The organism is Achromobacter sp. HZ34 (genome assembly GCF_002209485.1).
Taxonomy (GTDB): Bacteria; Pseudomonadota; Gammaproteobacteria; order Burkholderiales; family Burkholderiaceae_B; genus Bordetella_C.
The window spans coordinates 641,584-667,468 of the sequence record NZ_NJIX01000004.1 but is presented as its reverse complement, the minus strand read 5'-3'; the positions used below and the strand labels follow the sequence as shown (position 1 = coordinate 667,468).

The following is a 25,885-nucleotide window of genomic DNA, read 5'->3' as shown; positions in this document are numbered from 1 at the left end:
ATTCTATACAGTCGTCCAGGATATACCTGTACGGTCAGGGAGATTTGCATGGATTGTATATGTTCATGCCTCTGCGCTGGAGCCAAAATCGCCGCTATTGCCACTCAGCTGCTTACCGCTTACTCCTGGAGCCATCCATGAACGCCCCCGCCCTGCCCGACCTGTCGCATCTGTGGATGCCCTTTACCGCCAACCGTCAGTTCAAGGCCGACCCGCGCATGCTGGCCAGCGCCAAGGGCATGTACTACACGTCGCTGGACGGCAGGCAGATCCTGGACGGCACCGCCGGCCTGTGGTGCGTCAACGCCGGCCACTGCCGCACGGAAATCGCCCAGGCCATCGCCAGCCAGGCCGCGCATCTGGACTATGCCCCCGGCTTCCAGCTGGGCCACCCGCTGGCCTTCGAGGCCGCCACCGCCGTGGCCGGCCTGATGCCGGCCGGTCTGGACCGCATATTCTTCACCAACTCCGGCTCGGAATCGGTCGACACGGCACTGAAGATCGCCCTGGCCTATCACCGCGCACGCGGCGAAGGGCAGCGCACCCGCCTGATCGGCCGTGAACGCGGCTACCACGGCGTGGGCTTCGGCGGCATCTCGGTAGGCGGGATCTCGGGCAACCGCAAGACCTTCTCCGGCGCCCTGCTGCCGTCGGTGGATCACCTGCCGCATACCCACAATCTGGAAAAGAACGCTTTCTCCAAGGGCCAGCCGGCCTGGGGCGCACACCTGGCCGATGACCTGGAACGCATCCTGGCCCTGCATGACCCGTCCACCGTGGCGGCCGTCATCGTCGAACCCATGGCCGGTTCGACCGGCGTGCTGATCCCGCCGCAAGGCTATCTGCAGCGCCTGCGCGAAATCACCGCCAAGCACGGCATCCTGCTGATTTTCGACGAAGTCATCACCGCCTATGGCCGCCTGGGTGCCGCCACCGCCAGCGAGTTCTTCGGCGTGACGCCGGACCTGATCGTCATGGCCAAGGGCGTCAGCAATGCCGCCGTGCCGGCCGGCGCGGTAGCCGTCAAGCGCGAAGTGCATGACGGCATCGTCAACGCGGTCAACGGCGGCATCGAGTTCTTCCACGGTTATACCTACTCGGCGCACCCCCTGGCGGCGGCCGCCATCCTGGCCACCCTGGACATCTATCGCCGCGAAAACCTGTTCGGCCGTGCCCGCGACCTGGCCCCGGCTTTCGAAAAGGCGGCCCATGGCCTGCGCGGCGCGCGCCACGTGATCGACGTGCGCAACATCGGCCTGGTGGCCGGGATCGAGCTGTCTTCGCGCGACGGCGCGCCGGGCGCGCGCGCGGCCGAAGCGTTCAAGCAGTGCTTCGACGCCGGCCTGATGGTGCGCTACACCGGCGACATCCTGGCGATTTCGCCGCCCCTGATCATCGACGAAGCGCAGATCGGCGAAATCTTCGACACCATCGGCAAGGTGCTCAAGGAAATCGCCTGATCGATTTCTGAAGCGTTTCCTTCGCCCCGTGCCATGCGTTCCTGCATGGCACGGGGCGAAATGCTTTCAAGGGTCGCGCGGGGGTGTCATCAAATATCCCCTATGATCCGAATAGACGAAAGCCTCTGGGTAATACTTGAAGCCTGCCCGAACCGCTACCGTGTTCGTGGACCCATCTGCCCTTCCTACCCGTCATGCTGAAGATTCCGCATTTCATCAACGGCCAGCCCTATGATGGCCGCAGCTCCCGTTATGCCGATGGTTTCGACCCGGCGCGCGGCGAGATCGTTTCCAACATCCCGCTGGCCGGACCCGACGAGGTCGACCTGGCCGTGGCGGCGGCGCGCGAGGCCTTTCCCGCGTGGGCGGAAACGCCACCCCAACGGCGCGCGCGCGTCCTCTTCAGTTTCAAGGCGCTGCTGGAGCAGAACCTGGACGCGCTGGCCGCGACCATCACGCAAGAGCACGGCAAGGTACTGGCCGAAGCACGCAGCGAGGTAACCCGCGCCATCGACATGGTGGCGTACGCCTGCGGCATCCCGCAACTGCTCAAGGGCCAGTACACGGAACAGGCCGACGATGGCATCGACAGCTGGAACGTGCGCGAACCGCTGGGCGTGGTGGTCGGCATCACGCCTTTCAACCTGCCCCTGCTGGCGCCCTGCTGGATGTTTCCCTTGGCGCTGGCCTGCGGCAATACCTTCGTCCTCAAGCCGTCCGAACGCACACCCTCGATTGCCGTGCGGCTGGGCGAACTGCTGCGCCAGGCCGGCCTGCCGGCGGGGGTGTTCAACGTATTGCACGGCGACAAACTGGCGGTGGATGCGCTGATCGCGCACGAAGACGTACAGGCGTTGTCCTTCGCCGGTTCGTCCGCCACGGCGCAATACGTTCACACCCAGGCCACCACGCGCGGCAAGCGGGTGCAGGCGCTGGGGGGCGCGAAGAACCATCTGGTGGTCATGCCGGACGCCAACCTGGACCTGGCGGCGGAGGCGCTGTTGCGCGCGGCGTACGGTACGGCGGGCGAGCGTGGCATGGCGGTCTCGGTGGCCGTCGCGGTGGGCAGTGTCGGCGATGCGCTGGTCGAGCGCCTGGCGCCGCGCGTGCGCGACTTGAAAATCGGCAGCGGCATGGATGCGCGCAGCCAGATGGGTCCGTTGATCAGCGCCCAGCATCGCGTCAAGGTGCTGGGCTATATCGAAGACGGCGCCGAAGCCGGCGCCACGGTGGTCGTGGATGGCCGCGATCTGCAGGTGCCGGGCTACGAGAAGGGCTACTTCGTGGGCGGTACCTTGTTCGACCACGTGCGGCCGACCATGAACGTCTACCGCGAGGAGATCCTGGGTCCGGTGCTGTGCGTCTTGCGCGTGCCGGATTTGAAGACGGCGGTGGGTTTGATCAATCGGCACGAATACGCCAACGGTGCGTCATGCTACACACGCGACGGCGCCACCGCGCGTGCGTTTACCCGCGGCGTACGCACCGGCATGGTCGGCATCAACGTACCCATACCGGCGCCGGCGGCATGGCATTCCCTGGGCGGATGGAAGCGCTCGCTGTTCGGCGACGTCGCGTTACATGGCGAAGAAGGCTTGCGCTTCCACACGCGCTACAAGAGCGTGTCGCAACGCTGGCCGGACCAGACCGACGACACCGGTGGTAAGCCATAGTGGCTTGGCCGCCGGCATCTTGAAAAACAAACTGGCCCCTGGGGGCCAGTTTGTTTTTGGGGGAAGGGTCAGGTGTTCCTGACCCGCCCGCGGCTTACGCGTACGCTTCGATCGGCAGGCAGCTGCACACCAGGTTGCGATCCCCGTAGGCGTTGTCCACGCGTGCCACCGGCGACCAGTACTTGCCATCGCGCAGGCTGGCCAGCGGATAAGCGGCCTGGCTGCGCGGGTAGTCGTGATGCCATTCGTCCGCCAGCAAGGTGGCGGCGGTATGGGGCGCGTTCTTCAACACGTTGTCCTCACGGTCGCGTTCACCGTTTTCCACCTGGGCGATTTCCGCGCGAATGGCGATCATCGCATCGATGAAACGGTCCAGCTCCGCCCGGCCTTCGGATTCGGTGGGCTCGACCATCAGCGTGCCGGCCACGGGGAAGCTCATGGTCGGCGCGTGGAAGCCATAGTCGATCAAGCGCTTGGCGATGTCCTCGTTGGAAATGCCGCTGGTTTCCTTCAACTGGCGCACATCGAGGATGCACTCGTGCGCCACCCGGCCGTTACGGCCGGAATACAGCACGGGATAGTGCGCGCGCAGGCGTTCGGCGATGTAGTTGGCGCTGAGGATGGCCACTTCAGTGGCGCGCAGCAGGCCTTCCGCGCCCATCAGCGCGATGTAGATGTACGGGATGGGCAGGATGCCGGCCGAACCGGAGGGAGCGGCCGAGACCGGACCCACCTTGGCGTCGGCGGGCAGCTTGCCACCCGCGTCCAGCACGCCCGGCAAATAGGGAGCCAGGTGGCCGCGCACCGCCACGGGACCGACGCCCGGGCCGCCGCCGCCGTGCGGGATGCAGAAAGTCTTGTGCAGGTTCAGGTGCGATACGTCGGAACCGAATTTGCCCGGCTTGGCCACGCCCACCATGGCGTTCATGTTGGCGCCGTCCATGTACACCTGGCCGCCGGCCGCGTGCACGATCTCGCAGATCTCGGTGACGGCTTCCTCGAACACACCGTGGGTCGAGGGATAGGTGATCATCAGCGCGGACAGGCGGTCGCCCACCTGCGCCACCTTGGCGCGCAGATCGGCCACGTCGACGTTGCCGTTGGCGTCGGAAGCAACGACCACCACCTGCATGCCGGCCAACTGCGCCGACGCGGGGTTGGTGCCGTGCGCCGAGGACGGGATCAGGCAGACGTCGCGCTGATGCTGGTCATTGGCTTCGTGATAACCGCGGATGGCCAGCAGGCCGGCGTATTCACCCTGCGCGCCCGAATTGGGCTGCAGGCTGACGGCGTCGTAGCCGGTGATTTCGCACAGGGCAGCCGACAGGCGCTCGATCAGTTCGGCATAGCCGGCGAACTGGTCGGCGGGGGCGAACGGATGGATCTGGGCGAACTCGGGCCAGGTGATGGGGATCATCTCGGCCGTGGCGTTCAGCTTCATGGTGCACGAACCCAGCGGGATCATGCTGCGGTCCAGTGCCAGGTCCTTGTCGGACAGCTTGCGCAGATAACGCAGCATGTCGGTTTCGGATTGCACGCTGGAGAAAATCGGATGGGTCAGGATGTCGCCCTGGCGCGCCACGGCGGCCGGGATGCCGGTGACGGCGCGCGCTTCCAGTGCATCGACGTCCAGCGCCGGCACGCTCTTGCCCAGGCCGCGCGCGAACACGGCGGCCAGTTGTTGCAGGTCTTCCGCGGTGACGGTTTCGTCCAGCGACACGGACACCTGGCTGCCATCGACCACGCGCAGATTGACCTGCTGCGCCACCGCGGCGTCGACCACGGCCTGCGTGGCGGCGCCGGTTTGCACCAGCAGCGTATCGAAGAAGGTGTCGTTGACGACCGCGGCGCCGAGCGACTGCAAGGCGCCGCGCAGGATGGCGGTGGCGCTCTGCACGCGCTGGGCGATGCGGCGAATGCCCGCCGGACCGTGCCACACGGCATACATGCCGGCCATCACGGCCAGCAGCACTTGCGCCGTGCAGATATTGGAAGTCGCCTTCTCGCGGCGGATGTGTTGCTCGCGGGTCTGCAGGGCCAGGCGCAGCGCGGTGTTGCCCTGCGCGTCCTTGGACACGCCGACCAGGCGGCCGGGCATGCTGCGCTTGTAGGCGTCCTTGCAAGCCATGAAGCCGGCGTGCGGGCCGCCGAAGCCGAAGGGCACGCCGAAGCGCTGGGCCGAACCGATGGCGATGTCGGCGCCCCATTCGCCGGGCGGCGTCAGCAGCGCCAGGGCCAGCAGGTCGGTGGCGCAAGCCACCACGGCGCCCTGTTCATGGGCTTGCGCGGCCAGCGCGCGGTAGTCGCCGATGGCGCCCAGGCTGTGCGGATACTGCAGCAGCACGCCGAAGCAGTCGGGCAGGCCGGCGGCTTCGTCGCCCACCGTCACGGCGATGTCCAGGCCTTCGGCGCGCGTACGCACGACTTCGATGGTCTGGGGGTGGCAGTGCTGCGAAATGAAGAAGACATTGCTGGACGACTTGGCGCCGCGGCGGGCCAGCGTCATGGCTTCGGCGGCGGCGGTGCCCTCATCCAGCAGCGAGGCATTGGCGATATCCAGGCCGGTCAGGTCCATCACCATGGTCTGGTAGTTCAGCAGCGCTTCCAGGCGGCCCTGGGAGATTTCCGGCTGGTAAGGCGTGTAAGCCGTGTACCAGGCGGGATTCTCCAGGATGTTGCGCAGGATGACGTTGGGCGTGTGCGTGCCGTAGTAACCCTGGCCGATGTAATTGCGGAAGACCTTGTTGCGGCCGGCGATCTGCTTGAGCTCGGCCAGCACGTCCGGCTCGCTGCGCGCGGCGGGCAGCGCCAGCGGCGCACGCGTGCGGATGGCGGGCGGCACCACCTGGGCGATCAGCTCGTCCAGGCTGTCAAGGCCCAGCACCGCCAGCATGGCAGCCTGGTCGGCATCGGAGGGACCGATGTGGCGGGGGATGAAATCGGAATGGGTGTCTAGGGCGCGCGACATGGATATCTCGGTGTGACGGTTGTCCGCATCCAGGCGGACGGGCAGCGGAGCGCCGCGAAGGACAGCCGGCCTTGGTGGCACGGCTGCGCGATTACGCGGCGCCGCGCCGCATCAGAGTTTTTCGTAGCCGGCGGCGTCGAGCAGACCGTCGACGTCGGCGGGGTTGTTCGGCTTGAACTTGTAGATCCAGGTGTCGAAAGCCGACTCGTTGATCAGGCCCGGGGTGGCTTCCAGCGCGTCATTGAAGGCAACGACTTCGCCGGCAACGGGGGCATAGATGTCCGAGGCGGCCTTGACCGACTCGACCACACCGGCGGCTTCGCCGGCGGCCAGCTTGGCGCCGACCTTGACGTCGCCGACAAAGACCAGATCGCCCAATTGTTCCTGGGCGTCCTCGGTGATGCCAACGACAAAGACGTCGCCTTCGGCTTTGATCCACTCATGGGATTCGGTGTACTTGCGATCGGTAGGCAGGCTCATGGAAGCTCCTGGAAAGACGTTGTATGACGGTATGGGGTTGCGCGCCCACCCGTTGCAGGCCTGCGAAAGTTTTCGCCGGCCGCCGCGGGAAGCTACGAGTTTACGGGTGTTCGACGGCTTTGCCGTTGCGCACGAAGGGCAATTTGGTCACGGTGGCAGGGACCCACTTGCCGCGGATCTCCACTTCCACCTGCTCGCCGGGACGCGTGCCCACGGGCATGCGGGCGAACGCCACCGATACGCCCAGCGTGGGCGACATGGTGCCGCTGGTGATTTCCCCCGTGCCGGCGGCGCCGCGCACATTCATGTGCGGACGCATCACGCCACGCTCGCCCAGCTTCAGGCCGACGAAATCGTTGGGGGTGGGGAATTGCTCGATGGCGGCGCGGCCGATGAACTGGCGCTGCGCGTCCTTCAGCGACACGGTCCAGGTCAGCCCGGCCTGCGCCGGCTGCGTCAGTTCGTCCATGTCCTGGCCATACAGGTTCATACCGGCTTCCAGGCGCAGCGTGTCGCGCGCGCCCAGGCCGCAGGGTCGTACGCCCTGGGCCACCAGGTCACGCCACAGCGCGACGACTTGCGTGGCGGGCAGGACGATTTCGAAACCGTCCTCGCCGGTATAACCCGTGCGGGCCACCAGGGTGTCGGTATCGGCGATGGCGCCGACGAAAGGCGTCAGCGCTTCGGACGCGGCGCGCCAGGCAGGACGCGCGGCCCACACCTTGGCGCGGGCATTGGGGCCCTGCACGGCGACCATGGCCAGGTCGCGGCGCGGGGTGACCGTGACGTCGAACTTGCCCGCGCTGGCGACGCGTTGCATCCAGGCAACGTCCTTGTCAGCGGTGCCGGCATTGACCACCACGCGCCAGCGGTCGGCGGCGAAGAAGTAGACGATGAGGTCGTCGATGACGCCGCCTTCCGGGTTCAGCATGCAGCTGTACAGGGCCTTGCCCGGCACGGTCAGCTTGGCGATGTCGTTGGCGATCAGGCGGCGCAGGAAATCGCTGGCGCCAGCGCCCGCTACGTCGACGTTGAGCATGTGGGACACGTCGAACATGCCGGCGTCGCTGCGCACGGCATGATGCTCTTCCAGTTGCGAACCATAGGCCAAGGGCATGTCCCAACCGCCGAAATCGACCATGCGCGCGCCGGCGGCGAGGTGTTCAGGTGCCAGGGGGGTTTGCTTCAGAGAGGCGGACATGTGGACTCCGGTAAGGCTCAAGGGATACGGAATACCTGCCGGAGACAACAATGCGGGATCGAATCGGAAAACGACGCGCCCGCCTGCCGGCTGGTGATGTTTCCGCCCCTCTGTCCTTTTGCCTGAGAGTTGCCCCGCGTGGCGGGTTTGCACCTTCGGCGTCCGGGCTTGCCGCCGCCCGCGCTGTCTTGCGCGGGACCTGGGGGCCGCCGGATCTCTCCAGAGTGCTGTGTTGGCCGCCGCGCCGTTGGGCGGGTGGACAGGCATGTTGCGGTATCGGTTACCTGAGCGATTCTGGGCGAATTGCGCCTTCGGTGGCGGCGCCTGTCATGTAACAGCAGCCGCTCTCTCCCGCACCATGCGTGACAGCTTGCGAAGAATATCATGGCGCGCCCCGGACGCGCTATGCAGGAACGCCCTAAAGCGCCTTGCCGCAGGCCACGGCGCAGGCCCAGGCCCATTGGAAGTTGTAGCCACCCAACCAGCCGGTCACGTCGACGGCCTCGCCGATGAAATGCAGGCCGGGCACGGCGCGGGCCTGCATGCTCTTCTGGTCCAGGCCGCGGGTGTCGACCCCGCCGCGCATGACCTCGGCTTTCTTGTAGCCGGCGGTCCCCGTCGGCACCAGGGTCCAGCCATGGATGCCCGCCGCCAGGGCACGCAAAGCCTTGTCGGGCGTGTCGGCCAGGCGCTGCGTGGCCAGGCCATCGCGTTCCACCCACGCTTCCGCCAGGCGCCGTGGCCACAGGCCCGCCAGCACGGTACCCAGTTGCTGGCGATTGCCGGGCTTGGCGCTGACCAGGTCCTGTTCCAGGTCCAGGCCAGGCGCCAGGTCCAGGCTCAGCGGCTCGCCGGGATTCCAGTAGCTGGAGATCTGCAGGATGGCGGGCCCGGACAGGCCCCGATGCGTGAACAGCAAGTCTTCCAGGAATTCGCCTTGCCCGCTGCGCACGCCTGCTTCCAGCGCCACGCCGGACAAGGCGGCAAACGGCTGCCACAGCGCGGGATCGAAGGTCAGCGGCACCAGGGCCGGGCGCGGCTCCACCACTTTCAGGCCGAACTGGCGCGCGACCTTCAGGCCGTAGTCGGTGGCGCCGAGCTGCGGAATGGCCATGCCGCCCGTGGCGATGACCAGCTTGGCAGCGCGGAGGGTGCCCGCCGTGGTGGTGCGCAATACGTAGGTGCAGCCGTCGGCCGTCGGCGCTGTCCCGGCGCCGCTGCTGCCAACGCCGCCAGGGCCGCCCCCTGGGCCCGTCTCACGGCTGATTTCCACCACGCCGCAACCCATGCGCCATTGCACGTTGCCGGCGCCGCATTCGGCGCGCAGCACGTCGATGATGGATTCGCTGGAGTCGTCGCAGAACAGCTGGCCGCGATGCTTCTCGTGCCAGGACACGCCATGCCGGCGCAGCAGGTCGAGGAAATCGCGCGGCCCGTAGCCCGCCAATGCCGAGCGGCAGAAATGGGGGTTTTCCGACAGGAAATTGGCCGGCCCCGTGCCCAGGTTGGTGAAGTTGCAGCGCCCGCCGCCCGAGATCCGGATCTTCTCCGCCAGCTTGTCGGCATGGTCGATCAGCACCACCCGCAAGCCGCGCTGGCCGGCGACGGCGGCGCACATCATGCCCGCCGCCCCCGCCCCGATGATCGCTACGTCATACATGCGATCACCTGCTCCTCACATCCATCACGCTCACATTTCCTTCAGGCAGTCGACGTAGTAGCGCACTTCGCCGTTCTCGTCCGTATCCTCGGCCAGGCCGTGGATGTCGGTTTCGAAGCCGGGGAAGCGGGCGTTGAACGAACGAGCGAACTGCAGGTACTGGACGATGGTGCGGTTGAAACGCTCGCCCGGAATCAGCAGCGGGATGCCCGGCGGGTAAGGGGTCAACAGCACGCCGGTGACGCGGCCTTCCAGGTCTTCGATGCTGACACGTTCCACTTCGCGGTGGGCCATGCGGGCAAAGGCATCGGACGGCTTCATCGCCGGCACCATGTCGCTCAGGTACACCTCGGTGGTCAGGCGCGCCACGTCGTTCTCGCGATAGGCTTCGTGGATCTGTTGGCACAGATCGCGCAGGCCCATGCGCTCGTACTGGCGATGGTCGCGGCAGAACTCGGGCAGGATGCGCCACAAGGGCTGGTTGCGGTCGTAGTCGTCCTTGAACTGCTGCAAGGCGGTCAGCAGCGTGTTCCAGCGGCCCTTGGTGATGCCGATGGTGAACAGGATGAAGAAGGAATACAGGCCGGTCTTTTCCACGACCACGCCGTGCTCGGCCAGGTACTTCGACACCAGGGCGGCCGGAATGCCGGTCTCGCCGAAGCTGCCGGAGATATCCAGGCCCGGGGTGATGATGGTGGCCTTGATCGGGTCCAGCATGTTGAAGTTTTCGGCCATCTCGCCGAAACCGTGCCAGTGGTCGTTCGACTCCAGCAGCCATTCGTCGCGATTGCCGATGCCTTCGGACACCAGGCGATTGGGGCCCCACACCTTGAACCACCAGTCGTTGCGGCCGTATTCCGATTCCACCTTGCGCATGGCGCGGCGGAAGTCCAGCGCCTCGCGGATGCTTTCCTCGACCAGCGCGGTGCCGCCGGGCGCTTCCATCATGGCCGCGGCCACGTCGCAGGACGCGATGATCGCGTACTGAGGCGACGTGGACGTGTGCATCAGATAGGCCTCGTTGAAGATGTTGCGGTCCAGCTTGCGGGTCTTGGACTCCTGCACGATGATCTGCGAGGCCTGCGAAATACCCGCCAGCAGCTTGTGCGTGGAGTGCGTGGCAAAGACGATGGCGTCGTCGCTACGCGGCCGGTCCACGCCGATGGCGTGCATGTTCGTGTAGTACTCGTGGAAGGCCGCGTGCGGCAACCAGGCTTCGTCGAAATGCAGCGTGTCGACGTAGCTGCCCAGTTTTTCCTTGATCATTTCCACGTTGTAGATGACGCCGTCGTAGGTGCTCTGCGTCAGCGTCAGGATACGCGGCGTCTTGTTCACGGCTTCGCGCGCGAACGGATTGGCCTCGATCTTCTTGCGGATGTTTTCCGGTTCGAATTCCTCGATGGGAATCGGCCCGATGATGCCCAGGTGGTTGCGCGTGGGGCGCAGGAACACCGGGATCGCGCCCGTCATGGTGATGGCGTGCAGAATCGACTTGTGACAATTGCGGTCGACCACCACCACGTCGCCGGCGGCGACGTTGGCATGCCACACCACCTTGTTCGAGGTCGACGTGCCGTTGGTGACGAAGTAGCAGTGATCGGCGTGGAAGATGCGGGCGGCATTCAGCTCGGACTCCGCCACCGGCCCGGTGTGGTCCAGCAACTGGCCCAGCTCATCCACCGCGTTGCAGACGTCGGCGCGCAGCATGTTTTCGCCGAAGAACTGATGGAACATCTGGCCGACCGGGCTCTTCAGGAAGGCCACGCCGCCGGAGTGGCCAGGGCAGTGCCAGGAATAGGAACCGTCCTGCGCGTACTTCACCAGTTCGCGGAAGAACGGCGGCGCCAGGCTGTCGACGTAGCTGCGCGCTTCGCGGATGATGTGGCGGCCGACGAATTCCGGCGTGTCCTCGAACATGTGGATGAAGCCATGCAGTTCGCGCAGGATGTCGTTGGGGATGTGTTCCGACGTGCGCGTTTCGCCATACAGGTAGATGGGGATGTCGGCATTGCGGAAGCGCAGCTCGCCGATGAAGGCGCGCAGGTTCTTGATGGCGCTGGCCACGTCTTCCGGGGAATCGACGTCGAATTCCTCATCGTCGATCGACAGAATGAAAGCGCTGGCGCGGCTTTGCTGCTGCGCGAAGGAACTGAGGTCGCCGTAGCTGGTGACGCCCAGCACTTCCACGCCCTCGGCCTCGATGGCCGCGGCAAGCGCGCGTATGCCCAACCCCGAGGCGTTCTCGGAGCGGTAGTCTTCGTCGATGATGACAATGGGAAACCGGAATTTCATGCGGGCACTCCTGCGGGGGGTATGGCGAAAGCGGGGCGAGTGTACTGCGTGCGCGGGACAGGCGCATGACGATATGCGACGGCCAGCCGCCGCGGTCTACGCAGCGCAGTGCGTCACGACGCCAGGCCAGGGCGGCGCCGGCGGAATTTTAGCCCGTCCTCGGCAGGGGCCTGCAGCGGCTCGCCCAGGGCGGCCATATTCGGCGGCGCCAGGGTTTGGCGCGCCCGCTCCAGCACAGCGCGTGCCCGCTCGGTCCGGCCCTGGGCCAGATACCACTGCGCCAGCCGTTCGTAGTGGCGCATCTGCATGGGCTCCCACGCAATACAGCGCAACAGCGCCCGCTGATAGGCCGGCCCCTGGCGGCCGCACTCGCGCGCGTCGGCTTCGGCCATGACTTCGCCGCAAGAACCCGGAGCCTGGCGCCGCAGCATGCGCCAATGGCGCAGGCGTTCGGCCCGGCCGTACAGGTCGGGGAACAAGGCGGCCACATGCCGGGCCACGGCCGGTGCCTGCGGGCTGCCGGCCAGGGCGCGCGTGGCGCTGCGCCAGGCGGCGTCGATCAGGCCCAATGGAGCCTGGGCCTGGGCCAGGCGCAGCCACAAAGGTCCGTGCGAACGATAGCGCTGAGCCAGCGGTTCCAGGATGGCGCAGGCCTGCGCCCAGTTCCGCTGCGCCAGCATTTCGACGCCGTCCAGGTAGCGCGCGGCATCGCGGCCATGCATGCCGGCCAGTACCTCGCGCTTGTACCGGCGCAGGATGGCGGCGTCGTCGATCATGGTCAACGCGCGCCAGCGCACCAGTGCCGGCAAGGCGGCATTGCCGACGATGCGCAGCAGGGTGCGGCCGAAGTCGCGCGGAGATTCCACGATGCCCTGGGCCGCCTGGGCCCGGTGCAGCACCAGCGGCGAGTCGTCGTCGATGCGGGCGTGCCAGGCCGCCGCGCTGGCGACGTCGCCCCGGGCACAAGCGCGCCGCAGGCTGTCCAGGACCGCGGCATCCGTGTGACGCCAATCGGGGTTGAATTCGAAGTCGTGATGCCCGGGGGGCACCAGCACCATGCCCACTGCGCCACCGGGGCCATAGCGGCGCACCAGATCGGCCTGGCTGCTCCATTGCAGGGCCCAGCGTTCCGGATCGCGGCGATAGAACACGCCGTGCCCGGCGTCGTAGCCGCAGACCACGTCCACATGCGAGAAAAAAGGCCCGTCGACCAGGCCGATCACGGGCAGGCCCGCCGACAGCAGGGCCTGCAGCACGGCGGGCTGCATCGACACGAACTCGACACGGTAAGCGCGCGCTGCGAAGTAATCGCGCAGGCGGCCCATGTCCACGCCCCCCTGCCCGCCCAACTGGGCGTACAGCGCCTGTGGGTCATGAGGGTCGCCGTGCCACGCCGCCACCATGGCGGCGGCGGTGGGCACGCACTGATGGCGCACCTGGCTCAAGGGCGGCAGGGCCAGCAGGACGCGGGGGCAGTCGAGCAGGCGTTCGCACTCGGCCACGGCTTGCCGGGCGCCCAGCGAGGGCGTGAGCAGGGTGGTCAGCAGGTGGGCGTCGCGCAGCAGGCTGGCCGTGAAGATGAGCCAGTCGTCGACTTTCTCGCCGGTATCGCCGGCAGGCCAGTGCGCCCTGTAGGCCAAACCGATGCGGCAGGCCGCGTGCAGATTGTTCAGGCTCAGTTCCAGGCACAGGCGCAGATAGTCGTAGGGCTCGTCGCCGCCCTCGGCCTTGACCGACTCGCGCGCCTGCTCGTACAGGCCGGCCGACATCAGGACGTGCGCCAGGCTGGCGCGCGCCCGGTGCCAGCGCGGGGCCAGGTCGACCGCGCGGCGCAGGGCCGCCGCCGCGCGTTCCCATTCGCGCTGGTTGGCCCAGGCATGGCCCAGGGTGTAGGCGACGCGCGGGTCGCGTTCGTACATCAGGTGATAGGGGCTGGGCAGGTGCTGGGCGGCCGGGATGGCGGCGACGCCGCGTAGTTGCGCGGACAGCATGATGGCCTCGGCCAGCGCATGCACGGCTTCGGGGATGCGCCGCGCGGCCAGCAAGGCGGTCAATTGGGCCACCGCGGGGGCGATGTCGCGGCGCACCGCCTGGCGCAGCCACTCCAGCAGGACGTAGGGGTTGTCCGGCCAGCGCTTGCGGGCCCAGCGCACTACCGCGCGGTAGCGCCGTTCCAGGCCCAGGGCGCGCGCTGCCTCGGCCGCCAGCAAGGCGTTGCAGGGCAGCACGGACAGCCGGTCGCGACTGGCCTGTTGCAGCAGGAGCCAGGCGTCAGCGTAGCGGCCCTGCGCCAGGGCATCGGCGCCTGGCTGCAATTCTTCGGACACCAGCGGCGGGGCATAGCGAGAAGCAAAGAACATGCGGAATCCAACAGGACCGGGCCAAAACTCAGGCGCATATATTAGATGAATACAAGATGTAACCCAAATTCAATTTAATGACAGCATTTCCGGACGGCGGTCCCTCCGCCATAAACCCCAGCCCCCTACTCTTCGGTAGAGACTTTCCCTAGGATCGAGTCCGTCCGGCACCAGCCCTGTATATATTTGTCACCTCGCCCGCAGCCCGCGGGAAATTTTTGGTTCGGAGGTTGCATGGTCACGGTGTCCCGGATTCGCATTTCTCAAGCGGTATCGATACTGGCAGGCGTGGCGGCAAGCGCCATGATGGTTGCCGCGGCCCAGGCGGCCACGACGTTGACGATGACCACGGAATATCCCGCCACCGCCATGCCGGGCCTGGGGGTGAGCACCTTCGCCGACCTGGTGAAGCAGAAAACCCACGGCGAGGTCATCATCGATACCTCCTTCGACGCCGCCAAGGGCATCAAGTCCGCCGGCATCATCGACGCCGTGCAGCAACGCAAGGTCGACGCAGGCGATGCCTTCGCCGGCGGCCTGGCCGGCAAATATCCCATCTTCGGGGTGTCCTCCCTGCCCTTCCTGGCCGACTCCCTGCAAAAAGCCCGCGCGCTGACCAAGGCTTCCCGCCCCGCCTACGAAAAGCTGCTGGCCGAGCACAACCAGAAGCTGCTGTACACCACGCCCTGGCCGGCATCCGGCATCTGGTCGAAGACGCCGATCAAGAGCGTGGCCGACCTCAAGGCCCTGTCCATCCGCACCTATGACGACATGTCGCAGGCCACCATGACCAAGGCCGGCGCCAAGGCCTCGAACATTTCCTTCGCCGATGCCATGCCGCGCATCGCCGCGGGCGATGTCAACGCCGTGCTGTCATCGGGCGACGGCGGCGCGGGCCGCAAGCTGTGGGAACATTTGCCGGCCTTCGCCGAAATCAATTACGCCATGCCGATTTCCGTGGCGACGATGAACCTGGACGCCTACAAGGCCCTGAGCCCCGCCCAGCGCAAGGCCATCGACCAGGCCGCCGCCGAAACCGAAACCGAGCAATGGAAGCGCATCCAGGGCCGCCTGAAGGCGAACTATGACAACATGCGCAAGAACGGCGTCGCCATCAACAGCCAGGTCGCGCCCAGCGTGAAGAAAGCGCTGAAGGACGCCGCCGCGGATTCCGTATCGACCTGGAAGCAACAGGCCGGCGCCGACGGCACGGCCATCCTGAAGCGCTATCAAGGGAAGTAAGACCTGCAATGACAGGGCGGCCGCCCGCGCGGCGCGCCTTGCTTGCTGCCTTACCCGCGGCATGCCGTAAAAGCCGCATATAAACCGCATCTCAACCGACACAACACCGACGCAAAGAAGTCGACCATGCAGCACGAAGCACCGAACCCCGCGCCCTCCACGACCCTCGTCTACACGCCGGTTACCGACGGCGATCTCGAAGCCCTGGCGGACCTGCGCGCCGAAGCCATGCGCGACAGCCTGGAACGGGTGGGCCGCTTCGACCCGGACCGCGCGCGCCAGCGCCTGCGCGACGGCTGGGCGCCGGCGCACACGTGGAGTATCGAGTTCGAGGGAAGCCGGGCCGGCTTCTACACCCTGCGCCCGGTCGACGGCGGCCTGAAGCTGGACCACCTCTACATCCTGCCTGCGTTCCAGAACCTGGGATTGGGCGGCCGCGTCATGCAGCGCATCGCCGCGCTGGCCGACGAGGCCCGCCTGGCGGTACACCTGGGCGCCCTGCGCGACAGCCCGTCCAACGCCTTCTACCAGCGCCACGGCTACATCAAGACAGGGGAAGACCCCTGGGATATCTACTACGTCAGGTGCGCGGCAGGGTGACGCCGCGCTGGCCCTGGTATTTGCCGCCGCGATCGCGGTACGACGTCTCGCAGACCTCGTCGCTTTCCAGGAACAGCATCTGGGCGCAGCCTTCGCCGGCATAGATCTTGGCCGGCAGCGGCGTGGTGTTGGAGAACTCCAGCGTCACGTGGCCTTCCCATTCAGGCTCCAGCGGCGTCACGTTGACGATGATGCCGCAGCGCGCGTAGGTGCTCTTGCCCAGGCAGATGGTCAACACGCTGCGCGGGATGCGGAAATATTCCACGGTGCGCGCCAACGCGAAGGAGTTGGGCGGAATGATGCAGACATCACCGGTGAAATCGACGAATGAACCTTCGTCGAAATTCTTCGGATCGACGATGGTCGAGTTGATGTTGGTGAAGATCTTGAATTCACGTGCGCAGCGCACGTCGTAGCCATAGCTGCTGGTGCCGTAGCTGACGATACGTTCGCCATTGTGAGCGCGCACCTGGCCCGCCTCGAAAGGCTCGATCATGCCGTCCGCGGCGGCGCGGCGTATCCACAGGTCGCTTTTGATGCTCATAGAAAAAAACCGTTGAGAAGGTATCGGGGGCGTATTTTACCTGCCGCCGCCAAAGCTGCCTCTCAATCCCCCCAAACCGACCGGTAGATCAGCGCCAGGCCATTGACCGTGCCCCCCTTCACGTCCACCGACCAGCGCCGCGACAAGCGGTAGCTGGCGCGGCCTACCGTACCGGCGCCGGACATGGCCTGTTCGACGCTCAGGGTGATGCCGTTGGCCAGGTTCTTGCTCGCCACCATGAACTGGGTGGCCAGCGCGCTGTCCGGGTCGTTGACCTTGCTGGCCACAGTGGAGTTGGGCAACAGGCTGCCGGAAGAACCGAGCGAGCCGCTGCGGATGCCGACGTCGTCCAGGCCGAAACGCTTGTAGAAGGGCTCGCCTCCGCCCAGCAGCGCCGTGCCCACGGACAACAGCAGCGCCGTATCGCTGCCGCTGGAATCGGCCGCGCGGCCCAGGATCAGCCAGGAAAGCTTGTCGACATCGCTGACGTCCGGATAGGACACCAGGTCGATGCGCGGCCGTTGCGCCGTCCCCGACACCCGCACGCCGGCCTCGACCTGTTCCCCGGTGCGCAAGGCCTCGATATCCAGCAGCGGATTGTCGATGGGTCCCTGGAAGGTGATGTTGCCGCGCCGCAACTGCAGGCGCTGGCCATACGCGTCGATGCGTCCGCCCACCGTGACCAGGCGGCCCGTACCGCTGACCTTGCCGTCGATATAGCGCACGCGCAGGCTGCCGCGCAGGCCCGTGTCCAGCCCCATCCCCGTCAGGAAGAAACGTTGGCCCATGTCCACGTTCAGGTCCATGGACAGCGCCATCGGGGCCGACGCCGCGGCCTCGGCGGCCGTCGGGTCGCCCACCCGATGCAGGCGCACGTCATCGTCCAGCGACGGCACCTCGTTGAGCAGTTCGATGCTGGCCCAGCCGGCATCGGCGGTAAGGTTGCCGGTGATGCTCAGGCGCGGCAGGGCGGCGTCGATATCGATGTCGCCCGACACCATGGCAAAGCGGTCCGTACGCTGCATGGCGGCGTACCGGTGCAGCGTCACGCGCACCTTGCCCGCGGACGTGGTCAGGTTCCAGCTACCCTTGGCTTCGACATAGCCGTTCTGCGCGTCCGGATTGCGGGTGACCCAGTCGTGCGTGCGCGATTCCTTCGGCACCACCCGCAAGGTGTTGGGAAAGCGCAGGCTGTCCAGCGTCAGCACGTCATCGTTCAGGCGCGCGGACAGCGTGCCATCCAGCAGGCGGACGCCGTCGTCGATCCGCACCACGCGCAGTTTCTGCCCGCTGATGGTGCCGTTGGCGCGCCAGTTGCCGCCCAGCGTGCCCTGGGCGTCGATGTCGGCCTTGAGCGAACCGCCCAGTTCGGTGGCGTCGCCGGTGAACAGGCCCAGCCACGCCAGGTCGGCGATGTCGGCGTTCAGGTTCACGCGCATGGCCTGGTTGGTCGCCAGGGCCAGCGCGCCATCCTTGCCGGTGACCAGCATGGCGCTGCCCTTGCCCGCGATGCGGCCCATTTTGGCGGTGGCCAGGTTCAGGGTCGCGTCCAGGCGGCTGCTGGTGGCGGAGACGGCCGTGGCGTTGACTTCCAGCAGCAAGGCTTGCAGGCCCAGCGGAATGGGGGGATCGCCGGGGATGCGCAGGTCGCCGTCTCGCCGCGCCACGCGTGCGCGGCCTGTCAGCCTGCCGGCGAACTTCAGGTCCCAGCTGGCATCCAGCGCGATGCTGCGCTGGCCGCCGGGAATGCTGGCGTTGATGGTGGACTGGCGCGTGCGCCCCGTGTTTTGCTCCAGGGCGGTCGGGTCGGTGGCGCGGATCACGCTGCCTACCAGCTTGGGCGTCAGCACGAAGTTGTCCATGCGGCCGGCGGTTTCCCAGCGCCCGGCACCGCCGCGCGAGCCGCCATGGACCAGGGTAAATCGATCGCCGCTGGGCAGCCCCAGGCCGATGTTGGCGGCGCCGACCTGCCATTGCCAGGCCGGTGCTACCGCATGCGGCAGATAGGCGACCGTGACGGGTTGCGCGATGTTCACCTGGAAGCCGGCATGCGCCGCCTGCAGGCGCAAGATGGAGCCGCGCCAGCCGGTGAGGGGATTCGCATCGGGCGCCGCACCACCCGGCGTGCCCCAGCCGCCTTCGATGACGAAAGACGCGTTGGCTTTGTCCTGGCCTACCAGGCCCGGGCGCACGCGGGCGGGGGTGTAGCCGGCGTCCAGTTCCAGGCGGTGGCGCGCCGGCGTGCCGGACAGCTTGCCTTTGGCGGTGGCGCCGCCGGGCAGGTTCGGCCAGAAGGCAGCCAGTTCAGGCGCTTGCGCATCCAGCGTGATGGCGCCGCCGGCTGGGCCGATCTTGCCGCCCGTGCGCACACGGTTGCGCCCCAGCCTGACATCCAGATCGAAACGGTCGACCTGGATGCCCGCCAGCGCGGCCGGCCAATCGGCCGCCGCGTCCGCGCGGGCACCTGTGGCCATGTCGATGCGGGCGGTGCCGGCCAGCGCCTGGCGATTCCAGCGGCTGGTGTCGGCGATGTCCAGGTCCACGATGGCATGGCGCAGCACGTACGAGTCGGTCAGTTCGACATCGACATCGGCCTGCGTGGTGACCACGGCCTGCGGCAGATCGCCGCCCACCAGGTGGCCCACGTCCAGGTGGTCCGCCGCCAGCTTGCCCGTCAGGCGCTGGGCCGCGCCGTCCTCGCTGCGCTGGGCCTTCAAGGCCAGCGTGGCGCCGGAGCGGTCCGGCAGCACCAGGGCCAGATCCACGGTGCGCGCGGGGAAAGACGCCAGGGGGCTCAGCGCCGCACGCAGGTCCACGCTGGTGTCGGCCCCGCGGCCAGCCATGGTCACATTCAGATCATTCAGGTCCCCCGCCGCATGCGCCTGGATATCGACGACGCAAGCCGCCGGGACCGCATCCTTCGCGCCCTTGGCGTCGCCCGCCGGCCCGCGCAGGGCGTCCAGCTGCTTCAGGCACAGCGGCGAATCCGCTCCCTGGCCGGTCGCGGCTACCCGCAGGTCGACGTCCATCGGCCACGGCGCGGCCAGGCGGCTGAGGCTGGCTTTGCCTTGCACATCCAGTTGCGCGATCTCGTGGCCGACATGCAGGCTGTCCAGCTGCAACTGCACGCCTTCCTTCCCCTGCCCGGCAGCCGTCACGCTGGCCACCAGATTTCCCAGTGTCACCGGCAGCATGGACTGCCCATCGCGCGCCAGGCTGAACTCGCCCACGGCCAGGCGCCGCACTTCGATATCCACCGGTAGCGCGGGCATCCCGCCACCCGTCGTCTCGTCAGCGTGCGTAGCTTCCGGCTGGGTGCTCAACCCGACATGCAGGCTGGAAGCCGACAACTCCGGCACCACCAGCCGCCGATGCCACAGATCCGGCCACGTCACCGTCACCGCCAGGTCCCGCGCATCGATGTCCACGCCAGGCAGATGCAATTCCAACTGGCCGACGCGCAGGCCATGCCACAAGGACCCCTGCACATTGTCGATACGCCCGTCGAGCTGCTCGGCCACCCGCGCCAGCAGCAGGCGCGTGCCCGCCGGCTTGGCCACCAGCCACGCCAGCGCGCCCACCGCGATGGCGAGCAGCACCAGCAGGCCCGGCACCCACCAGACCAGGATATGGCGCAGGAAACGGCCAAGGAACTTCAAAAGGCGATCCCCAGGGAAAAACTCAGCTTCACCGAATGGTCGCGCTGGCCATAGGCCACGTCCAGAAACAGCGGGCCGGCGGGCGTACGCACCCGCGCACCGACGCCGTACCCCAACGCAATATTCATGTCGCCGAAGGACTGCGCGGCGTCGCCGGCATCGACGAAGAAGGCCATGCCCCAGCGTTCATCGAAGAAATGCTGGTATTCCGCGCTGGCCACCAGCAGCGCCGGCGCACCGACGACGGCATTGCCGCGGTCCGCGCCGATGCTCAGGTAGCTATAGCCGCGGATACTGCGCGCCCCGCCCGTGCGGAAACCGAAATCGTCCGGCACCTGGGTATCGCGGGTGGCCCACACCTTGCCGACTTCGCCACGCACGGTCACCAGGTCGCGCAGCCCCACCGGCCACCACTTCTGCCCGCGCAGGCGCAGGCGGGTATAGGGATCGCCATTATTCAGCGTCAGGCCGGCCCCGGTGCCCAGCACGATCAAAGTACCCTCGCGCGGGTTGTACTTGCTGTCGACGTCGCGGCGCAGCCATTCCGCCGTGGCGGTCAGCGTCGGCAGGTCGTAGGTCTCGCCACCGTCGATCTTCACGTGGTCATGCGCCGCCAGCAGCCCGTAGCGGGTTTCGTAGTCGACCCGGCTGCCGCCGCCCGCGCTGCTTTCCTTCAGGCGCGTGGCGCCCACCGCGAAACGCGTGACGTCCAGGCCCTGGATGTCGGAACGGTCGGCCAGCACGCCGATACTGTCCTGGTTGCCGCGCGCGTCGGGCGGCAGCAGGAAGTCGGCGTAGGCCCGCTGGCGCTTGCGGTCCAGCCCGATACCGCTTTGCAGCGTGAGCGGCTGGCCGAACACCACCTGCTGCTGATACGTCATCTCCAGGCGCGGGCCGACGTCGCTATCCAGGCCCAGCGAGGTCGAGAAACGCTTGGGCGGTGCTTCGCTCAGCCGCACCAGCACCGGCAAGGTGATCTCGCCATTGCGGTCCACCGGTGCCGGTGCCGGCCGTTGCGCCGCGGTCACGCGCGCATCGCCGGCCGGCGTGGCGGCGCCCGCATCGCGCGCCGTCGCGGTCTGGTTGCTGGTGGCCGGATCGGTGCCGCCCGGTTCCTGCAGCGATACGAAGGCACCACGAAAGAAAGCGGTCCGCTGCAAGGCCTGCTGCCAGCCGTTCAACTGGTCCTGGTTGAAGGGATCGCCTTCCTTGTAGCGCACGTAGCGGCGCACCAACTGGTCGGGCACGCGCTTCAACCCTTCGACGCGCAGCTCGCCCAGGCGCACCAGCGGGCCGCTGTCGATCACCACGCGCAACCGTACCGTGGCCGCTTCGACATTGACGTCGGCGCCGGAGTCCGCCAGGCGCGCCAACATGAAGTCATGGGTGCTGACGTCGTTCAGGAGCGCCGACTTGGCGCTGTTCCATTCACTATTGATGAAGGGTTTGCCCACAGGCAGCGACCAGCGCTTGCGCAGGTCCGCCACGCGGCTGGCGTAGGCCGGCTGGGTGATACGGCCCTGGAATTCGATGTCGACCGCCGCCACCTGCGCCTGCTGGCCGGGGTCGATGCGGATGGTCCAGGTATCGCCGCCCTTGGCGTCGGCACCCGGCACCAGCTCCACCTTGGCGGAAAAATACCCCTGGGTGGACAAGGCCGCCAGTGCGGCATCGCGACCGCGGCGGCGCAGGCGGGTGATCTCGCCGCCATCCTGGTCTTCGGCCTGGCGCGCGATGGCTTCCACCGCATCGTTGACGGCCTTGACCGTGGCGGGGTCGGCCTTGCCCGCGTCGATGACGATGGCCGGCTTGGCGTAGACCGCCGCGCTCAGCAGGCAGGCGGACAACCACGTTGCGGCCCGCCATGGCGACCCTCGAAACCAAGGTAGACGCGCGGATCGCCGCATGCGTCAGCTGGGCTGGACGACGACGTTCGGGAATTTGCCTGCCATGTCGCGCGGCAGCGCGGCAACGGCGGCGGCCACGCGGCGGGCGATATCGCGGTACAGCCCGGCAGCCTCGCCGTCCGGCTCCGCCACCACGGTGGGCCGGCCGGAATCCGTCTGCTCGCGTATGCGCAGGGCCAGCGGCAGGCCGCCCAGCCATGTCACGTCATATTGCGCGGCCATGCGCTGGCCGCCGCCCTCGCCGAAGATGTGCTCGGCATGGCCGCATTCCGAGCAAATATGAATCGACATATTCTCGACCACGCCCAGGATGGGCACCTCCACCTTCTGGAACATGCGCAGGCCTTTGCGCGCATCCAGCAGGGCCACGTCCTGCGGCGTGGTGACGATGACCGCGCCCACCACCGGCACCTTCTGCGCCAGCGTCAACGCGATATCGCCCGTGCCCGGGGGCATGTCGACGATCAGATAGTCCAGGCTGCGCCAATTGGTCTGGCGCAACAGCTGCTCCAGGGCCTGGGTCACCATGGGGCCACGCCAGATGGCGGGCGAGTCCTCGGCGATCAGGAAGCCGATGGAGTTGGCCTGCAGGCCATGGCCCTGCAAGGGCTCCATGGATTTATTGTCCAGGCTGACGGGCTTGCCGGTGATGCCCAGCATGGTCGGCAGGCTGGGGCCGTAGATATCGGCGTCCAGGATACCCACCTGCGCGCCCTCGGCGGCCAGCGCCAGCGCCAGGTTGACGGCCGTCGTGCTCTTGCCGACACCGCCCTTGCCCGAGGCCACCGCGATGATGTTGGCCACGTTCGGCAGCGGCTTCAGCCCGCGCTGCACAGCATGCGGCTCGATCTTCCACGTTACGGATACCTGGGCGTCGGGCGCGCCCGCGGCGGCCAGTGCCTGGCCCACGGCGCTCCGCAATTGCTGCTGCTGCGTGCGGGCGGGATAGCCCAGCTGCACCGCCACGCTGACGCGGCCGTTCTCCACGCGAATGTCGCGATCTTTTACAAAATCGCTGACTCTGGCCCCGGTGATGGGGTCCGTTACACCAACGAGGGCGGCTTTAATTTGTTCGTTTGTCAAACTCATGTCACTATATTCCCAACCGGCGGCGCGGTCTTTCCCGCAGCCATTTGGCTCCCGCCCTCGGTTTCTGGCCTTCGTCTCGAGCTAAATGCCGGGTTGCTTGGCTACACATTGTCTTGCAAGGATAGCGGAATCCGCAGGAACATTTTGCCGCAACAGGCGTCTATAAGATCATGGACAACGCTCTTACCCGACTCTTCCGCGCGCTCGCCGTCACGCTGCTTGCCCTCGTGGGTGCGGCCATGGCCATCCTTTTCATGGTTTCCACTGCGATCGCGGTGGGCATTCTTTACCTGGTTGCCAAGGCCCGTGGCAAGCCTTTCGGCGTGCGTGCCTATTGGCATCACCGGCAGGCGAATCGCGGCCCTGTCGGCGCCGGCGCGCCCTTCCCGCCGGTACGCCCGGACGTCATCGACGTCGAAGCGCGCGAAGTGCGCTGATCGCTCCAGCAGTCCCGCACGGCGGCAGCGCGCCGTCGCGCAGTAGTGGCAAGACCGGGCGTACATCCTCGAACCGGTAAACTGGCTCTAAAATCGTCGGCTCGAAAATCGAACCAGCGCTTTTTCCCCGGTTCACCCTAACGCCAACCCGGTCATGTCACGCACCCTCTTTGTCACCACCGCCCTTCCCTACGCCAACGGACCTTTCCACATCGGCCATATGCTGGAGTACATCCAGGCCGACATCTGGGTGCGTTTCCAGCGAATGCAGGGTGCGACGGTGGACTTCGTCTGTGCCGACGACGCGCACGGCGCCGCCATCACCATCGCGGCGGACAAGGAAGGCATCACGCCGCAGGCTTTTGTCGCCAAGATCGCGGCGGGCCGGGCCCAGTACCTTGAAGGCTTCCACATCGCCTTCGACAATTGGCACTCCACCGACGGCCCGGAAAACCACCAGCTCGCCCAGGAAATCTACCGCGACCTGCGCAGCGCCGGCCTGATCGAGACCCGCAGCGTCGAGCAGTTCTACGATCCCGAGAAGCGCATGTTCCTGGCGGACCGCTTCATCAAGGGCGAGTGCCCCAACTGCCATTCCAAGGACCAGTACGGCGACAACTGCGAAGTCTGCGGCGCCGTCTACGCACCCACCGCGCTGATCAATCCCTACTCGGCCCTGTCCGGCGCCAAGCCGGAACTGCGCAGCTCCGACCATTTCTTCTTCAAGCTGTCGGACCCGCGCTGCGAAGCCTTTCTGCAGCAGTGGACCGCCGCGCCTGGCCACGTGCAGCCGGAAGTGCAGAACAAGATCCGCGAGTGGCTGTACAAGGACGATGAAGGCAAGGGTGGCCTGGGCGACTGGGACATCAGCCGCGATGCGCCCTACTTCGGCATCGAAATTCCGGATGCGCCGGGCAAGTACTTCTATGTCTGGCTGGATGCGCCGGTGGGCTACCTGGCCTCGCTGAAGAACCTGCTGGACAAGCGCGGCGAGGACTACGCCGCCTATATGGGCCGCCCGGGGCTGGAGCAGGTGCACTTCATCGGCAAGGACATCATCACCTTCCACACCCTGTTCTGGCCGGCCATGCTGCATTTCAGCGGCCGCAAGGCGCCGGACGCCATCTACGTGCACGGCCATCTCACCGTCAATGGCGAGAAGATGAGCAAGAGCCGCGGCACGGGCATCGATCCGCTGCGCTACCTGTCGCTGGGGCTGAATCCCGAGCACTTGCGGTATTACCTTGCCGCCAAGCTTTCCGGCCGCAACGAGGACATCGATTTCAACTCCGAGGACTTCGCCGCGCGCGTCAACAGCGACTTGGTGGGCAAGTACATCAACATCGCCAGCCGCGCCGCGGGCTTCCTGTCCAAGCGTTTTGGCGGGACGTTGGCCGCGGCCGACACGGACGGCGCCGCGCTGCTGCAGACCTTGCAGGCAGCCGGTCCGGAGATCGCCACGCTGTACGACAACCGCGACACGTCGCGCGCGCTGCGCGACGTCATGGCGCTGGCGGACCGGGTCAATGAGTATGTCGACCAGAACAAGCCGTGGGACCTGGCCAAGCAGCAGGGAATGGATGAGCGTCTGCAAGCCGTGTGCAGCACGTGCATCCAGGCCTTCCGCCTGCTGACCATTTACCTGAAACCGGTGTTGCCGGCGCTGGCCGCGCGCGTCGAAACGTTCCTGGCCGTCGCCGCGCTGCAGTCCGGCGATGCCGCCACGCTGCTGCCGGCGGGTCATGCCATCGCGCCCTATCAGCATCTGATGCAGCGGGTCGATCCCAAGCTGCTTGAGCAGTTGTTCGATGCGCCCGCGCCGGCTGCTGCCGCGCCTGCTGCCGGCAAGGCGGGCGGGGCTGGCAAGGCGGCGGCCGTGGGCAATGCGGCGGGGGCGGGCCAAACGGCGAGCGCGGCGGCCGGGACGGCGACGGATGCCGTGGCGCCTGGTGGGGAAGCGATCGCGGCCACCATCGGCATCGAGGATTTCGCCAAGATCGACCTGCGCATTGCGCGCATCGTCAATTGCGAGGAAGTGGAAGGGTCGACCAAGCTGTTGCGCCTGACGCTGGATGCCGGCGAGGGGCGGCACCGGAATGTGTTCTCCGGCATCAAGTCGGCGTACAAGCCGGAAGACCTGATCGGCAAGCTGACCGTGCTTGTGGCCAACCTGGCGCCGCGCAAGATGAAGTTCGGCGTATCCGAAGGCATGGTCCTGGCGGCCAGCCACGCGGATGACAAGGTGGATGCCGGCTTGTACGTGCTGGAACCTTGGCCAGGTGCGCAGCCCGGTATGCGGGTGGGTTGATCACG

Annotated in this window: 16 protein-coding genes and 2 riboswitches; of the genes, 6 read left to right on the top strand and 10 right to left on the bottom strand. The window is 67.1% G+C overall.

Annotation, left to right across the window (positions count from 1 at the left end; genetic code table 11):
• The first annotated feature begins 137 nt into the window (after nucleotides 1-137).
• Together CEY05_RS19495 and CEY05_RS19490 are read left to right on the top strand one after the other, a co-directional pair.
• Entirely contained in the window at nucleotides 138-1,460 is a 1,323-nt protein-coding gene (locus CEY05_RS19495) for an aspartate aminotransferase family protein (RefSeq protein ID WP_198952830.1), read from the top strand.
• Between the two features lie 194 nt (nucleotides 1,461-1,654).
• Complete coding sequence (locus CEY05_RS19490; RefSeq protein WP_088597128.1) at nucleotides 1,655-3,133, top strand: CoA-acylating methylmalonate-semialdehyde dehydrogenase; 1,479 nt, start codon at nucleotides 1,655-1,657, stop codon at nucleotides 3,131-3,133.
• A gap of 94 nt (nucleotides 3,134-3,227) precedes the next feature.
• Here the strand turns inward: CEY05_RS19490 and gcvP are convergent, their stop codons facing one another.
• The 6 genes from gcvP to CEY05_RS19460 all read right to left on the bottom strand — a co-directional run bounded on the left by gcvP (nucleotide 3,228) and on the right by CEY05_RS19460 (nucleotide 14,094).
• Nucleotides 3,228-6,101, bottom strand: coding sequence for an aminomethyl-transferring glycine dehydrogenase (gene gcvP / locus CEY05_RS19485; RefSeq protein ID WP_088597127.1), 2,874 nt, complete (start codon nucleotides 6,099-6,101; stop codon nucleotides 3,228-3,230).
• A 111-nt stretch (nucleotides 6,102-6,212) separates the two neighbouring features.
• The gene (gcvH, locus tag CEY05_RS19480) at nucleotides 6,213-6,581 is read right to left on the bottom strand and encodes a glycine cleavage system protein GcvH (protein WP_088597126.1); all 369 of its coding nucleotides are present in this window, start codon (nucleotides 6,579-6,581) and stop codon (nucleotides 6,213-6,215) included.
• Nucleotides 6,582-6,681: 100 nt separating this feature from the next.
• Entirely contained in the window at nucleotides 6,682-7,782 is a 1,101-nt protein-coding gene (gene gcvT, locus CEY05_RS19475; protein ID WP_088597125.1) for a glycine cleavage system aminomethyltransferase GcvT, read from the bottom strand.
• 100 nt (nucleotides 7,783-7,882) lie between these two features.
• A riboswitch (glycine riboswitch) is annotated at nucleotides 7,883-8,015 on the bottom strand.
• 28 nt (nucleotides 8,016-8,043) lie between these two features.
• A riboswitch (glycine riboswitch) is annotated at nucleotides 8,044-8,146 on the bottom strand.
• A gap of 54 nt (nucleotides 8,147-8,200) precedes the next feature.
• Entirely contained in the window at nucleotides 8,201-9,442 is a 1,242-nt protein-coding gene (locus CEY05_RS19470; RefSeq protein ID WP_088597124.1) for an NAD(P)/FAD-dependent oxidoreductase, read from the bottom strand.
• A gap of 30 nt (nucleotides 9,443-9,472) precedes the next feature.
• A complete protein-coding gene (locus tag CEY05_RS19465) occupies nucleotides 9,473-11,734 on the bottom strand; it encodes an arginine/lysine/ornithine decarboxylase (RefSeq protein ID WP_088597123.1) in 2,262 nt (753 codons plus the stop codon).
• A gap of 113 nt (nucleotides 11,735-11,847) precedes the next feature.
• On the bottom strand, nucleotides 11,848-14,094 hold the full coding sequence (locus tag CEY05_RS19460) for a hypothetical protein (protein ID WP_088597122.1): 2,247 nt from the start codon (nucleotides 14,092-14,094) through the stop codon (nucleotides 11,848-11,850).
• A gap of 303 nt (nucleotides 14,095-14,397) precedes the next feature.
• On the opposite strand from CEY05_RS19460, the gene CEY05_RS19455 reads away from it, so the two are divergent.
• Nucleotides 14,398-15,336: a TRAP transporter substrate-binding protein gene (locus CEY05_RS19455; RefSeq protein WP_088597121.1), complete on the top strand. Its 939-nt coding sequence runs from the start codon at nucleotides 14,398-14,400 to the stop codon at nucleotides 15,334-15,336.
• Nucleotides 15,337-15,462: 126 nt separating this feature from the next.
• Nucleotides 15,463-15,936 (top strand): GNAT family N-acetyltransferase, encoded by a 474-nt coding sequence (locus CEY05_RS19450; protein WP_088597120.1) that lies wholly within the window; start codon nucleotides 15,463-15,465, stop codon nucleotides 15,934-15,936.
• On the opposite strand, the gene dcd is transcribed toward CEY05_RS19450, so the two are convergent.
• The 4 genes from dcd to apbC form a co-directional block, all read right to left on the bottom strand.
• On the bottom strand, nucleotides 15,917-16,480 hold the full coding sequence (dcd, locus tag CEY05_RS19445) for a dCTP deaminase (protein WP_088597119.1): 564 nt from the start codon (nucleotides 16,478-16,480) through the stop codon (nucleotides 15,917-15,919). The genes CEY05_RS19450 and dcd overlap by 20 nt on opposite strands.
• 62 nt (nucleotides 16,481-16,542) lie before the next feature.
• Nucleotides 16,543-20,139, bottom strand: coding sequence for a translocation/assembly module TamB domain-containing protein (locus CEY05_RS19440; protein WP_088597118.1), 3,597 nt, complete (start codon nucleotides 20,137-20,139; stop codon nucleotides 16,543-16,545).
• Nucleotides 20,136-22,046: an autotransporter assembly complex family protein gene (locus CEY05_RS19435; RefSeq protein ID WP_088597117.1), complete on the bottom strand. Its 1,911-nt coding sequence runs from the start codon at nucleotides 22,044-22,046 to the stop codon at nucleotides 20,136-20,138. Before CEY05_RS19435 ends, CEY05_RS19440 begins: the two co-directional genes overlap by 4 nt.
• A 3-nt stretch (nucleotides 22,047-22,049) precedes the next feature.
• Nucleotides 22,050-23,135, bottom strand: a complete 1,086-nt coding sequence (gene apbC / locus CEY05_RS19430; RefSeq protein ID WP_088597116.1) for an iron-sulfur cluster carrier protein ApbC — start codon at nucleotides 23,133-23,135, stop codon at nucleotides 22,050-22,052.
• 170 nt (nucleotides 23,136-23,305) lie between these two features.
• Here apbC and CEY05_RS19425 point away from each other — a divergent pair, with 170 nt between their 5' ends.
• Nucleotides 23,306-23,572 (top strand): hypothetical protein, encoded by a 267-nt coding sequence (locus CEY05_RS19425; RefSeq protein WP_088597115.1) that lies wholly within the window; start codon nucleotides 23,306-23,308, stop codon nucleotides 23,570-23,572.
• A 154-nt stretch (nucleotides 23,573-23,726) separates the two neighbouring features.
• Entirely contained in the window at nucleotides 23,727-25,880 is a 2,154-nt protein-coding gene (gene metG, locus CEY05_RS19420) for a methionine--tRNA ligase (RefSeq protein WP_088597114.1), read from the top strand.
• The last annotated feature ends 5 nt before the right edge of the window (nucleotides 25,881-25,885 follow it).